Annotated in this window: 13 protein-coding genes; 7 read left to right on the top strand and 6 right to left on the bottom strand. The window is 49.7% G+C overall.

Features of this window, described 5'->3' with window-relative positions:
* Positions 1-132 precede the first annotated feature (132 nt).
* Positions 133-774 (top strand): protein-serine/threonine phosphatase, encoded by a 642-nt coding sequence (pphA, locus tag WN16_RS17295; RefSeq protein WP_003034937.1) that lies wholly within the window; start codon positions 133-135, stop codon positions 772-774.
* Here pphA and WN16_RS17290 read toward each other — a convergent pair whose 3' ends face one another.
* The 5 genes from WN16_RS17290 to yebS form a co-directional block, all read right to left on the bottom strand.
* The gene (locus tag WN16_RS17290; protein WP_003034941.1) at positions 775-966 is read right to left on the bottom strand and encodes a YebW family protein; all 192 of its coding nucleotides are present in this window, start codon (positions 964-966) and stop codon (positions 775-777) included.
* 102 nt (positions 967-1,068) lie between these two features.
* Positions 1,069-1,305 (bottom strand): YebV family protein, encoded by a 237-nt coding sequence (locus WN16_RS17285; RefSeq protein ID WP_029139506.1) that lies wholly within the window; start codon positions 1,303-1,305, stop codon positions 1,069-1,071.
* Positions 1,306-1,405: 100 nt separating this feature from the next.
* Positions 1,406-2,794 (bottom strand): 16S rRNA (cytosine(1407)-C(5))-methyltransferase RsmF, encoded by a 1,389-nt coding sequence (gene rsmF, locus WN16_RS17280; RefSeq protein ID WP_044700319.1) that lies wholly within the window; start codon positions 2,792-2,794, stop codon positions 1,406-1,408.
* A 112-nt stretch (positions 2,795-2,906) separates the two neighbouring features.
* Positions 2,907-5,540, bottom strand: a complete 2,634-nt coding sequence (locus WN16_RS17275; RefSeq protein ID WP_003034947.1) for a PqiB family protein — start codon at positions 5,538-5,540, stop codon at positions 2,907-2,909.
* Positions 5,509-6,792, bottom strand: coding sequence for a membrane integrity lipid transport subunit YebS (gene yebS / locus WN16_RS17270; protein WP_003841983.1), 1,284 nt, complete (start codon positions 6,790-6,792; stop codon positions 5,509-5,511). Before yebS ends, WN16_RS17275 begins: the two co-directional genes overlap by 32 nt.
* Positions 6,793-6,920: 128 nt before the next feature.
* Between yebS and WN16_RS17265 the strand changes: the two genes are divergently transcribed.
* The 4 genes from WN16_RS17265 to htpX all read left to right on the top strand — a co-directional run bounded on the left by WN16_RS17265 (position 6,921) and on the right by htpX (position 11,343).
* Complete coding sequence (locus tag WN16_RS17265; RefSeq protein ID WP_003034953.1) at positions 6,921-7,418, top strand: GAF domain-containing protein; 498 nt, start codon at positions 6,921-6,923, stop codon at positions 7,416-7,418.
* Positions 7,419-7,514: 96 nt separating this feature from the next.
* Positions 7,515-8,201, top strand: a complete 687-nt coding sequence (gene proQ / locus WN16_RS17260; RefSeq protein WP_003034957.1) for an RNA chaperone ProQ — start codon at positions 7,515-7,517, stop codon at positions 8,199-8,201.
* A gap of 19 nt (positions 8,202-8,220) precedes the next feature.
* Complete coding sequence (gene prc, locus WN16_RS17255; protein WP_003034960.1) at positions 8,221-10,269, top strand: carboxy terminal-processing peptidase; 2,049 nt, start codon at positions 8,221-8,223, stop codon at positions 10,267-10,269.
* A gap of 192 nt (positions 10,270-10,461) precedes the next feature.
* Complete coding sequence (gene htpX, locus WN16_RS17250) at positions 10,462-11,343, top strand: protease HtpX (RefSeq protein WP_003034964.1); 882 nt, start codon at positions 10,462-10,464, stop codon at positions 11,341-11,343.
* A gap of 98 nt (positions 11,344-11,441) precedes the next feature.
* On the opposite strand, the gene WN16_RS17245 is transcribed toward htpX, so the two are convergent.
* Positions 11,442-12,479 (bottom strand): hypothetical protein, encoded by a 1,038-nt coding sequence (locus WN16_RS17245; protein ID WP_127702267.1) that lies wholly within the window; start codon positions 12,477-12,479, stop codon positions 11,442-11,444.
* 209 nt (positions 12,480-12,688) lie between these two features.
* Here WN16_RS17245 and WN16_RS17240 point away from each other — a divergent pair, with 209 nt between their 5' ends.
* Together WN16_RS17240 and WN16_RS17235 are read left to right on the top strand one after the other, a co-directional pair.
* The gene (locus WN16_RS17240; RefSeq protein ID WP_052739221.1) at positions 12,689-13,222 is read left to right on the top strand and encodes a SycD/LcrH family type III secretion system chaperone; all 534 of its coding nucleotides are present in this window, start codon (positions 12,689-12,691) and stop codon (positions 13,220-13,222) included.
* Positions 13,203-14,105 (top strand): hypothetical protein, encoded by a 903-nt coding sequence (locus WN16_RS17235; RefSeq protein WP_242670820.1) that lies wholly within the window; start codon positions 13,203-13,205, stop codon positions 14,103-14,105. The genes WN16_RS17240 and WN16_RS17235 overlap by 20 nt, the downstream gene beginning before the upstream one ends.
* Positions 14,106-14,111: the final 6 nt, after the last annotated feature.

Below are 14,111 nucleotides of genomic sequence, written 5' to 3'. Positions count from 1 at the left end.
CCAGGGCAAAACACGTCTTATCGCATGCTGCATTCTCCATAAACCATACCATACTCCTGCCCTCGATCGTCCAGGCTTTTTTACCATCATTGCTAAAATTATAACCAGGTACCCTTGTACTCTGGAGGCGACATGGGACGACCTGACAATATCTATCAACGAATCGACGGTACACAGTGGCGTCACGTCTGGGTGGTTGGGGATATCCACGGCTGCTTCTCGATACTGATGGCTAAACTGCGCCAGTACCGTTTTGATCCCTGGCAGGATCTGCTGGTTTCAGTGGGGGATGTTATTGACCGTGGACCAGACAGTTTGCGTTGCCTGAAATTATTGCGTAAACGCTGGATTGTCGCGGTCAGGGGGAATCATGAACAGATGGCGCTGGACGCGCTGGCGACGGGGGATAAATTCATGTGGTTAATGAATGGTGGCTCGTGGTATGCGCAGGCGGAGCAACCGGCAGCAAAATTCGCTCTTGAAGAGTGTTGGCAATTACCCTGGATTCTGGAGCTGCACTGTCAAAACGGCATACACGTTATTGCTCATGCCGATTACCCGGATGATGATTATCAGTGGCTAAAAAAGATCGATTTACAGCGTGTGCTGTGGGATCGTTCGAGGCTAATGAACAACGGTTGTGGGATTCGCGGCGCGGATCACTTTTGGTTTGGCCACACGCCGTTGCGCCATCGGCTGGATCGCGAGAATCTGCATTATATTGATACCGGTGCTGTATTTGGCGGCGAGTTAACGCTGGTACAACTGCAATAATCAAAAATCGCTGTATTCCTGGGCCGGGTGCCAGAAACTATCGATGTAGTCATCCGCGGGTAAACACCCTCCGTTACGAATACGTTGATCGTCCATCGATATCAGGCACTGCTGCTCAGTTTTGTAGACATCAACCACGATATCTTCACAACCGCCATCCAGGTAGCACACAAAAAGAACCAGCGTGAACATTCCATCCTCAAATGGTAAAGCCATAGCTGTAGTGTAGAAGATGTTGATAGATGAGGGAAATTAACCAAGAAATAACCCGTCTGGCGACGGGTTCTTTTTGAATCAGGCAAGGCGCATGATCCAGGCATCTGACTTACGATCGTAGTGTTCGCGAAATAGTACTGAATGTTCTCCGTTCAACAGGGCCGGGACACTGGTATCGGCATCCCAGGCATCCAGTTGCATACATAAATCCGGGTCGGATTTACACGGAATGGTTAACGTTCGGTCCCCCGGCGATTCGCCATGTAACTCGGCGTCGTCGATTTCAAAAGCGCCAATGCGCACACTGGTTTTCATCATCGTGCTCTCCGTTAATTTGCTAATTGTGGTACGACCAGTTAGGTCGTCCATTTTTCAGCGTAGTCAACGTTAGCAAAAGCGCCAGTAAAAACGTGCGTTATCCCGTAAAGAGTTTGCCATCCCGGACAAGATCGCGTGGGTAGCTATTCTTCAGTCGCGATCCAATACGTTTTGCCAGACCGATAGGCTGATGCTGGAATGTAACCAGTACGTCGTCACTCGTCGGTGTGGCTTGTGGGTAGACATCCCGGCCGCGGTACCACTCTTCAGCTTCGGCAAGCGTCAGTTCAAACGCATGGCTGTGATTTGGGTTGGCGAACGCGATGACGGCTTCATGCTGCCAGCGGTAGCCTTTATTGTGCGTTTCCGCTAATTTGACGCCGAGTCGGGAAAAGCGGACTTTGCCGATCAGTGGCTCAATTTCTGTTGGGAATAGCCAAATCTCTTTATCGCGCTGCCACAGGCGTAAATTATCTTCCCACTGCAGTCCACAAGCGCTCGCGGCTTGTGCGACAAGCGCGGACTCGCGTCCTTTCAGCGGGCTAAACGGGAAGTTACCGACTTTATATGTCGGCGCAGGTAGTGGAGGGATGGCGGCTGTTTTGCGCAAACGCGCAACGAAGAAACCTTCGCAATCGTAAATTTGCGGAAACACATGCAGGAATCCTTCCGGCGTCAGAGCGCGTTCGGCCTGTGGAAATAAATCGCCGAGTGGTAAAAACTCGACGGCGTCCGGGTAGGTTTCAATCAACCACTGCATGACGTTTTCATTTTCGTCACGGTTAAGTGTACAGGTGGAGTAAACCAACGTGCCGCCGGGGCGCAGAGCGTGAAAGGCGCTGTCGAGCAGTTCGCGCTGAGTTGCGGCAATTTCCAGATTACTTTCTGGCGACCAGTTTTTTAGCGCGTCAGGGTCTTTACGCACTACGCCTTCCCCGGAACACGGGGCGTCGAGCAATATGGCATCAAATGATTCCGGCAACGCAGCGCCAAATACTCGTCCGTCAAAATGGGTCAGGGCGACGTTGGCTATCCCGCAACGGCTGATATTAGCATGCAGGACTTTGACGCGACTGGCAGAAAATTCATTCGCCAGAATGGCGCCTCGATTATTCATTTTTGCGGCAATTTGCGTGGTTTTGGAGCCAGGGGCTGCCGCGACATCCATTACGCGTTCCGGGGTATTGCCTTCGGCAAACAGCGCAGCGACTGGCAGCATTGAGCTGGCTTCCTGAATATAAAACAGGCCGCTTAAATGTTCTGCTGTGCTACCGAGCGGCACTAACTCATCTTCATCGCGTTCGATCCAGAAACCTTCAGCACACCAGGGAACCGGAGTGAGAGACCAGTTGTAAGGTGCTGTCAGTGTGAGGAAATCGGCAACGGAGATTTTCAGCGTATTGACGCGAATGCTGCGGCGCAACGGGCGCTGACAGGCAGCGAGAAAATCATCGAATGAGAGCGTGGAAGGCATTGCTTCACGCATTTTAGTCAGAAAGGCGTCGGGAAAATAAGCCACTTGGTACCACCGGCAAAAAAACAGGTGCGCAGTGTAGCATAAGTGCTCCGGCGCGAGTACGCCGGAGCAAGTGGAGAGATTATCGTGGCAGGGCTGTTCCCCATTCACGCCACTCTTTCGGTTCGCTTTCGAGCAACAGGAAGTGTTTACCTGCCTGCGCTTTAGGAGCCAGCGGTGTGCCTGGTGGAGTCGCGAAGGCGATGCCGCCGCGGATGAACTGATTGAAGGTACCGGTCTTCACGACACCGCCGGTCAGGCCGAAGTCAAGATTGTAGCCGGATGCCAGCCAGAACACGGAGTTGTTGCGCACCAGATGCTGATAGCGCTGGCTAATGCGCATGGCAACCATCACACGATCGGAAAGCGAGCCCAGCGTCAGCCCGGTGACGGTCCCCACTTCAATACCTCTGAACAAAACCGGGGTTCCGATATTCAGTGAACCTGCTTCCGGTGCTTCCACCACAATACTCAGACCATCGAGGTAACGAGAGTCGGTAATGGTGGCTTCCTGCAGCTCAAAATCACGTCGCGGATTACCGCGTCCGGGTTCAACGTTGATGTACGGCTGCAGGATTGTATCCAGATGCTCCACGCCAGCTGCCGAAATTTGCGGGGTGATCACGGAGAAACGGGTACCGCTTCGCGCGAAGGTCTGCACGTATTCTGGGTACAGAACCGCTTTTGCCTGCACTTCGTTCCGTGCGGTGATCAGCTCAAGCGTCTGAATCTGGCCGATATCGATTCCCAGGTAGCGAATCGGCATGCCAGCAGCGAGTTTACCGGCATCGAACGCATGCAGCGTTATCTGGCCGCCTACCGCACGCGCGGCGGTTTCCGAAGCATACAGAATGCGCTTGTCGCCTTTGCGTTGGCTGGCGCTGGCACCGCTTAAATTATCGAAGCTAATTGCCCCTTTGAGCGCGCGTGAAAGGGGAGATGCCTGTACGGTTAATCCGCTGCCGTTAAGCTGAACTTTTGCTCCGCCTTCGGCCCAGAACACGCTGTTGCTGGTCAACAGGTTGCGATATTCCGGTTTAATATGCAGATCGATATCAAACGCATCGGCGCGAGGACGAACGCTGATCACTTCACCGACCTCGAATTTGCGGTATAGAACCACCGAGCCGGCCTGCACATCAGGCAGCGTTTCGGCGCTCAGGCTGACCGTGGTGGTTGGCAGATCGCTCAGGCTGTTTTCAATCGCTTTTTCCAGGTTGGCATACAGCGGGTAGCTTTTTTTCATTTCCCCCTTCGTACCGGGCAAAATACGAATGCCGCCGCTGAGCCACTCGCTGGCGCTGGCGCCAAGGAACTCCACGCCATCAAGTCCGACTTTGACGTCCACGCGGCTGTTGACCACGAACTTACTGTCACCTTGCACCAGGTCACGATGCTGCGGTTCGATGGCAACGGTAAATGAAACGCCTTTGCTGGAAAGCGTGCGCTCAATCACCTGACCGACCTGTACGCCGTGGAGAATCAGCGGCTGGCCAGCATCAATACCGTAACTTTCCGGTGCGGTGAGCGTAAATGTCATGACCCCTGGATCGTGTAACAACGACTTCTCTGCGGGGATAACCACAAACTGGCTACGCGGCTCGCCTTCGCCGGGGACCAGTTCAAACGTTTTACCCGTCAGCAGTGAGCTGAGATTGGCATCGTTTAACGATAATTTAGGGCTGTGTAATTCAATCCGCGTGTTGTCGCGCAGCAGCGTTACGACGCTGGGGTCGACCGTCATTTCTCCAGTCACTTTACCGCCTGGATTTAAATCCAGTTTGGTGAGTTGGCCGACTTGTAATCCTTGATACATCAGCGATGTTGAGCCAGCTTTGAGTCCGTCCCCGCTGGGTAAGTCAAGCTTGACGATCACCCCGCGCTGGCTGTGCGCGAGATCCTGATATAAACCAAACGTGTCGTCGGCTGCGGCGGGTTTTGAGTCTTCAGGCGAATCAAAAGCAATGGCGCCATTGACCAGCGCGGCCAGACTCTCCAGTTTGATCTTCGCGCCGCTGAGACTGACATCCGCATTCACACCGGAGACGTTCCAGAAGCGGCTGCCTTTTTTCACCAGATTGGTAAACCGACGTTCAATCAGCACGTCGATAGTTACGCCCTGATTGTTGGGGTTGATAGTGTAGTCATACACCCGGCCCACCGGAATCTTACGGAAATAAACCAGCGAACCGCTATTGAGCGAACCGAGGTCAGGCGCCCGCAGATGCAGCATCAAATCGCCATTATCCAGACGGTATTTGGGCTGTGTGTCGAGGGCAACAAAATGATCTTCTTCCTCGCCGGTTCCGGGCATCATGCCGATATAGTTACCACCAACCAACGCATCCAGACCCGAAACGCCGGCCAGCGACGCTTTCGGCGTGACCAGCCAGAACTGGGTATCTTTGCGCAGTGCATCTTTCATGCTCGATTTGATGCTGACGCGGACTTCAATTTTACGCAGATCTTTGCTGAGGTTGATATCCTGCACCGTGCCCACTTCAACGCCCTGATAACGAACGGGCGTGCGTCCTGGTACAATGCCGTCCGCGGACATGAAGTCAATGGTTACGGTATTGCCGCGATCTTCATAGCTTCCCCAGATAAGCCATCCTGCGATCATCAGTGCAATGAACGGCAGCAGCCAGAACGGAGAGATACGGCGTTTTGTTTTAATCTGCGCTTCAGTCTGCGAAGCGGGCGTTTCCTGACTCATGTGCATCCCAAAGTAAGCGGCTGTCCAGCCATTCCACAGCAAGAATAGTCAATATTACCGCCGCGCCGAAATAAAACGCAGCCGGTCCCATAGTAAAAGCAAGTATCTGATCGCGATTAATCAGCGACATGGTTAAAGCGATAACAAAGAGATCCAGCATCGACCAGCGGCCAATCCAGGTCACCATACGCAGCAGTTTTATGCGGGTACGCAATCCTTGCTCGCAGTTAAAATGGATGCTGATGAGCAACGTAAACATCACAATCACTTTGGTGAATGGCACCAGAATACTGGCGATAAAAACGATCGCCGCCACGCCGACGTTGCTGTTTGCCAAAGACATTATGCCTGACAGGATAGTGTCTTCCTGCCTACCACCGTTGACATAAATTACCGAGATGGGCAGCAGATTAGCAGGCAAAAGTAGGACAATCGAGGCCAGTAGCGCCGCCCAACACTTTTGGATGCTTTGATTCCTGCGCCAGCGCAGCGGGATATGGCAACGAGGGCAGCGACCCCGAGCGTCCGGATAACCTGTAAAGTGACAACCGAGGCAGACGCGGAGCTTTTCATCAGGGCGACGGGCTGGTCTTTGCGGGTAAAATCGGTCCCAAAGCTGCTCTACGTTGAGGTGCGACAGCGTCAAAATACTGAGGATCACCAGCGCAATAAAAGCAAACAGCCCCACACCGGGTTGCAAAAAAGCATAGTCCTGAACTTTGATTGACGCGACGCCAATGCCCACAAGATAGATATCGAGCATCACCCACTCTTTGAGCCTTTCCAGCATCAGCAGCACCGGGCGCAGGTTCATCCCAAGAATATTGCCAAACCACAGATAAGCAATTGAGGTCACGAGAATTAGCGGCGCGCCAGCGACGCAAAAAAGCACGAAAGAAGCAGTGAGGGGGTCACCTTGTCGGGTCATTTGCCAGATGCCTTGCATAACATTGGCATCAATGCGCACGCCTAATAAATAGATGTGCAGGAGTGGCTCTCCCCAGGCAAAGGGCATCAGCAGCAACATGGTGAAAGCCATTGCCGCAAGTCGCGTTAATGACCAGTCGCGTCCGTCACGAATTTTTGCCTGGCAGCGTGGGCAAAAGGCACTTTGGTGCGAACGCATTTTAGGCAAGCTAAATATCAGGTCACATTCAGGGCAGCGATGATAATGTGCACGAGGTAGTGCCTCACCGATGGACCTGATGGCTATTTTTTTAGTTGGCGTGATGCGTGGTGTCGTTAAGGCCATGTATCGCGAATCAAATTGTTGAAGTAATGTTATCTTAACTCATGACGGGAATGATCTTGAGCATTAACGCATTTAATGTTTATTTTAGTAGGCTGCAGTTTTAAGTAAGACAACTAAGTGATTACATAATGAACAAAATAGAGCTATACACGGATCTGAACCGTGATTTTCAGGCATTGATGGCAGGTGAAACCAGTTTTCTGGCAACGCTGGCGAATACCAGCGCATTGTTGTACGAGCGTCTTGCAGAAGTGAATTGGGCCGGTTTTTACCTGCTTGAGGACGATACGCTGGTGCTTGGTCCCTTCCAGGGCAAAATTGCCTGCGTGCGGATCCCGGTAGGGCGTGGTGTGTGCGGTACAGCAGTGGCGCAGAACCAGGTTCAGCGTATTGAGGACGTACATGCTTTTGATGGGCACATTGCTTGTGATGCCGCCAGCAACGCTGAAATCGTCCTGCCAATCACCGTCGAAAATCAGATAATCGGCGTGCTGGATATCGATAGCACGGCGTTTGGCCGCTTTACTGAGGAAGATGAACAAGGTCTGCGTACACTGGTGGCACAGCTTGAAACCGTGCTTGCAACGACGGATTACAAAAAATTCTTTGCGCACGTCGCAGGATAATCAACGGATAACGTAGCAATTACTGATGACGTCATTATAATGTCGCCTGTTCATGCCTGCGCTTGTTGGCTACGTCCGTTGTAATCAGGAAATTTCATGGAAAATCAACCTAAGTTGAATAGCAGTAAAGAAGTCATCGCGTTTCTGGCCGAACGCTTCCCGCAGTGTTTTAGTGCGGAAGGCGAAGCGCGCCCACTGAAAATTGGCATTTTTCAGGATCTGGTAGAGCGTGTTGAGGGCGAAATGAACCTCAGCAAGACTCAGCTCCGTTCTGCCTTACGTCTCTATACTTCAAGCTGGCGCTATCTGTACGGCGTTAAATTGGGCGCAACGCGTGTTGATCTCGACGGCAACCCTTGTGGTGAGCTGGATGAACAACATGTTGAACATGCGCGCAAACAGCTGGAAGAAGCTAAAGCCCGTGTTCAGGCGCAACGCGCAGAGCAACAGGCGAAAAAACGCGAAGCGGCTGCTGCTGCCGGTGAAAAAGAAGGCGCACCGCGTCGCGAGCGTAAGCCGCGTCCTGCACCGCGTCGTAAAGAAGGTGCAGAGCGTAAACCTCGCGCTGAAAAACCAGCAGCAAAAGCACCGCGTGCTCCTCGCGAAGAACAGCATACCCCGGTATCTGATATTTCAGTACTGACGGTAGGGCAGTCTCTGAAGGTGAAAGCAGGAAATAATGCGATGGATGCCACCGTATTAGAAATCACCAAAGATGGCGTCCGTGTACAGCTGAATTCGGGTATGTCTTTGATTGTACGCGCAGAACACCTGGTGTTCTGAAACGGAGGCCAGGCCTGGCATGAACACTTTTTTTAGGCTTACTGCGTTAGCTGGTCTGCTTGCATTAGCAGGCCAGGCACTTGCTGTGGAAGACATCACGCGTGCCGATCAAATCCCCGTTTTAAAGGAAGAAACCCAGCATGCGACGGTAAGCGAACGTGTGACTTCGCGTTTTACGCGATCACACTATCGCCAGTTCGATCTGGATCAGGCGTTTTCGGCAAAAATTTTTGACCGCTATTTGAATTTGCTCGACTACAGCCACAATGTGCTGTTGGCGAGCGATATCGAACAGTATGCAAAAAAGAAAACGGTCCTCGGCGATGAACTGCGCACCGGCAAGCTGGATGTCTTTTACGATCTCTATAATCTGGCGCAAAAACGCCGATTTGAACGTTATCAGTACGCATTAAGCGTACTGGCACGTCCAATGGATTTTACCGGTAACGACACGTTTAACCTCGACCGAAGTAAAGCGCCGTGGCCGAAGAGCGAAGCAGAGCTAAATGCGCTGTGGGACGGCAAGGTTAAATTTGACGAACTCAGCCTGAAGCTGACCGGTAAAACCGATGCGGAAATTCGCGAAACGCTGACGCGCCGCTACAAATTTGCGATTCGCCGTCTGGCGCAGACCAACAGCGAAGATGTGTTCTCACTGGCGATGACAGCGTTCGCCCGTGAAATCGACCCGCATACTAACTATCTCTCTCCGCGCAATACCGAGCAGTTCAATACTGAAATGAGCTTGTCTTTGGAAGGTATTGGCGCGGTTCTGCAAATGGATGATGACTACACCGTCATTAACTCCATGGTGGCAGGTGGTCCGGCAGCCAAGAGCAAGTCGATCAGCGTTGGCGATCGTATTGTCGGCGTCGGGCAGACGGGCAAGGGCATGGTCGATGTGATTGGCTGGCGTCTGGATGACGTCGTGGCACTGATCAAAGGACCTAAAGGCAGCAAGGTACGCCTTGAAATTCTGCCTGCCGGTAAAGGTACCAAGACGCGCACCGTGACGCTAACGCGTGAACGTATTCGTCTCGAAGATCGCGCCGTGAAAATGTCCGTGAAAACCGTTGGCAAAGAAAAAGTTGGCGTACTGGATATTCCTGGCTTCTATGTAGGCCTGACTGATGATGTCAAAGTCCAACTGCAGAAACTGGAAAAACAAAATGTCAGCAGTATTATCATCGATCTGCGTACCAACGGTGGTGGAGCACTGACTGAAGCGGTTTCGCTTTCCGGTCTGTTCATTCCTTCCGGCCCGGTGGTTCAGGTTCGTGATAATAACGGTAAAGTGCGTGAAGACAGCGATACCGACGGCGTTGTGTACTACAAAGGCCCGCTGGTGGTATTGGTCGATCGCTTCAGCGCCTCAGCATCAGAGATTTTCGCTGCGGCAATGCAGGATTATGGCCGAGCGTTGATCGTTGGTGAACCGACCTTTGGGAAAGGCACCGTCCAGCAGTATCGCTCCCTGAACCGTATTTACGATCAGATGCTGCGTCCGGAATGGCCAGCGCTGGGTTCTGTTCAGTACACGATCCAGAAATTCTACCGCGTAAACGGTGGCAGCACGCAGCGTAAGGGCGTTACGCCGGATATCATCATGCCGACAGGTAATGAAGAAACTGAAACCGGCGAGAAATTTGAAGATAACGCACTGCCGTGGGACAGCATTGATGCTGCGACCTACACTAAGTCAGATAATCTGACGCCGTTCGGACCTGAATTGCTGAAAGAGCACAATGCACGTATTGCGAACGATCCTGAGTTCCAATACATCATGAAGGACATTGCGCGTTTCAATGCGATGAAGGATAAGCGCAACATCGCTTCTCTGAATTACGCTCAGCGTGAAAAAGAGAATAACGAAGATGACGCAATGCGTCTGGCGCGTATCAACGATCGGTTTAAACGTGAAGGCAAACCGCCATTGAAGAAACTGGACGATCTGCCGAAGGATTACCAAGAGCCGGATCCGTACCTGGATGAAACGGTAAAAATCGCGCTCGACCTGGCGCATCTTGAGAAAGAGAAGCCAGCGGAACAGCCCGCAACCAGTCAATAACCTCGAACAGGCACAAGAAATTGTGCCTGTTTTTTTAACAAGTGCATGAAGACGTCAGCCTGATACGATAAAATGTAAAGTTGTGTCTTTCTGGTGACTTAGCACCTATGGATGCTTGAAAATAGTCATAAGACCCATACGATATGGGTAATCGCATAGTGCGTTTTGTTAAATTGAGGTTAAAAGAAAATTATGATGCGAATCGCGCTCTTCCTGCTGACGAACCTGGCTGTGATGGTCGTTTTCGGGCTGGTATTGAGCCTGACAGGGATCCAGTCAAGCAGCGTTCAAGGCTTGTTGATCATGGCACTGCTGTTTGGTTTTGGTGGTTCCTTCATTTCGCTGCTGATGTCCAAATGGATGGCGTTAAAGTCCGTTGGCGGGGAAGTGATCGAACAGCCTCGCAATGAAAGAGAACGCTGGCTGATGAATACAGTTGCGAATCAGGCCCGCCAGGCCGGGATCGCTATGCCACAGGTTGCAATCTACCACGCGCCAGATATTAACGCGTTTGCGACTGGTGCCCGCCGGGATGCCTCGCTGGTGGCTGTAAGTACTGGCCTGTTGCAAAACATGAGCCCGGATGAAGCCGAAGCGGTTATCGCGCATGAGATCAGCCACATTGCCAATGGCGATATGGTGACCATGACGCTCATTCAGGGGGTAGTAAACACCTTCGTTATCTTTATCTCACGTATTCTGGCGCAAATTGCCGCTGGCTTTATGGGCGGGAACCGTGATGAGGGTGAGGGTAGCAACGGTAACCCGTTGATCTACTTTGCGGTGGCGACTGTGCTGGAACTGGTGTTTGGTATTCTGGCGAGCATCATTACCATGTGGTTCTCACGTCATCGTGAATTCCATGCGGATGCCGGTTCTGCAAAACTGGTGGGTCGTGAAAAAATGATCGCCGCGCTGCAGCGCCTGAAAACCAGCTATGAGCCGCAGGAAGCGACCAGTATGATGGCGTTCTGCATCAATGGTAAATCCAAATCGTTGAGTGAGCTGTTTATGACTCACCCCCCGTTGGACAAACGTATTGAAGCGCTACGCAGTGGGGAATATTTGAAATAGGTTGCCTGGATTGATAAAAGGGCCACATCGTGGCCCTTCATTTGTTAGCCTTAAACCATCGCTGGTAGAGAGCAGTATTGTTATTTTCGAAGAAAATGCTACGCTTCAGGGAAGGTGGTTTTCACATATTCAACAAATTTTTCACATGCGGAATTAAGAGCTTCTCCAACTGAATTATCGCGGCCCTCCCCCTTAAAACTGTCCGTCTCAGTATGACAGGACTTTACAAAATCATTTGTAACTATAATAGCCTGCCCGAAAAAAGTAGAAGTAAAATCCTTGTCAAACAAAATATTCTTATTTAGGTTTGTAGTGAAAGCCTTATATAAGGATAATGTCAACTCGCGGTCATTTACTGGTAACTCCTTAAGCTGTTTATCCATATACTCATTAAAAGCAGGTTGTTCAAGCCTGGCGATGCTAACATCACTGATATGCACTGATCGAGAGGACGAAAGAAATCTTTTGATAATTTGACCTGCTGCATTACCTTGCTCACTAATTGCCATATTAATGTCAGATGTTCTATATTCGGTGTTCAATATGTTAGCTAATGAGGTCCTGATAGTATCAACATCAAGATTTGTAGTCTCTCTAACCGGTGACTCATTCAATTGAGTATATTTATTAAACATTGCATTGAAAATGGGAACTATTGTTTTATCATCGACCATTTTTGCACAGGTTTCTATACTGTTAATAATCGCTTCACCTTTTTTGAACTGAGCATCATAATCGTTTTTAACCTTCTGTATTTTGTCTTTTAGAACATTATAAGCCTCTAAATTTTTCCCGCTAAGGGAATCAGTTTTGTATTGATTTTCAAAGGTTGTTATAGCTTTATTTATATTTAAAGTTGTGTGCATATCTAATATTATACGATTTTTATTTAGAGTCATGACTCCTCTATTATTGAACGAATGTGTTGGGATATCTACACAATTAGCATTACTACGCGCCAAATCTGCTGTTGTTTTTTGAAGGGTTTTGCTAATACTAATATTTTTTGGGACATTAGCGATAGCTGATAAACATGCGGACAGTAAATTATGGTTCTTAACTTCTCTTTGCCTGTGAAAATCACTTTTATAATGGCTATAAACATTGTGTGAGTATGTTTTAACTGCACTTGGCATATACATTTCCATATAGTTTTGTTAATCATCAAGTATCACCTGTAGGATGGCATCACGGTGGGTGGATTTCTTTCAAAAAGTGCTTCGATTTCTCTATGTGTCAACCTAAGTGCATATCTTCTAAATCTTTATTTATTTATTTTAATAATGAATGGAGTGATAATTATAGAATAACAATCATCTATTATTTGTATGGATCTAAATTTATTATGGACAATGGAAATGATGTTTTGATGGAGGATCTTCTCAGCAAAATTGCTGAAGAAAATCGTGAACAGTTTATTGAAGATTTATTTGAGTCTGGCGCTACCCGCAAACAGCTGTATGGTATTCCAGATAGCCTGATGAACGGTTTCTACGCCTGTGCATACGAGTATTACCAAAAAGGAGAAATTGAAAAAGCGGAGCACTTTTTTAAATTTTTAATGATGTATGATTTCTATAATCCTGATTACGCATTTGGCCTGGCCGCTGTTTATCAGTTAAAGCAGGACTACAAGCATGCACTGGATATCTATGCAATTGCCTATGCACTTGATGATGATAATTTGCGCGCCATTTTTGAAGCAGGGCAGTGCTATATGCACTTGCATAACTATTCGAAAGCACGCGACTCATTTGGAGAGGTCGTGGCTCACGAAAAGGATCCTGAGCTGGTCAAGCGTGCCGAAGTATATCTTAAGGCGCTAACAAAGATTAACGACAGTGATGAGGATCATTACCATGTACGGAATAGCAAATAAGCCTGTCACGCTGGTTACCCAGCAGGTAACTAGTGAAGGTGATGTCGAAAGAATTACTACCGCGAAAAAGGACATTAGTTCTACAAGCAGCAGTGACGGAAATGCGGCGCAGAAAATTGTCCAGCAAAAATTGGTTACGCGCGCAGAGAAATTAGCCATGACCAGTGAATCATGGAAACCGACTTTACGTTCTCCTGAAAGTGTGACGCTGCGATCATCCCAGCAACCTAAGTCGCAAGCAAGTGAGACGAATAGCACGATGTCGGGAGGTAAGACGCAATCATCAACCTATTCTCTGACACAGGTTCTGGCCACATTAGCGGTGAAACTGGGGGATTCTACTGTGGTCGGGCAAATGTTTCGTGCCACAGCGACACAGTTGATGGGAAGCGCCACATCAGCAGCACTTATTCAGAAGTCGCAAGATGTCGAAAACGCACAGCAGACGTTGACGCAGGCAAATTTAGCTTATAGCGAGGCTGTAAAGACCGTAAACGAGGCTGACGACCATTTGCTACAAGCTGAAACATCTCTAAACAACGCTGAGCAGTCGCTGAACAATGCCCTGAATATTCTTACTTCATCGGAAACAGCATATAACGACGCTCTGAACGCGATTTACAGCAACAATACGGAAAAAACACTAGCGATTAAAACGGCTGCAGATAGGATGACAAGTGCACAGCAGGCAGTGGACGTGGCTTCTGATAAATGCCAGCAGGCGATTGATGTCAAAAGCAAGGCGCAAACAGCGGCAAATGATGCCACTGAGAATGCTCAGGAAAAACAGCAAGCGGTGGTTACGGCAACTCAGATGCTGAAAGTAGCGCAGGACACATTGGGGAATGCGACAGTTAGCACCCGGAATGTAAATAACGGGTGATGCTGC

Source organism: Citrobacter sp. ABFQG (assembly GCF_004322975.1).
Classification (GTDB): Bacteria; Pseudomonadota; Gammaproteobacteria; order Enterobacterales; family Enterobacteriaceae; genus Citrobacter; species Citrobacter freundii.
The sequence above is the reverse complement of the archived record's forward strand: the minus strand, read 5'-3'. Positions and strand labels throughout refer to the sequence as shown.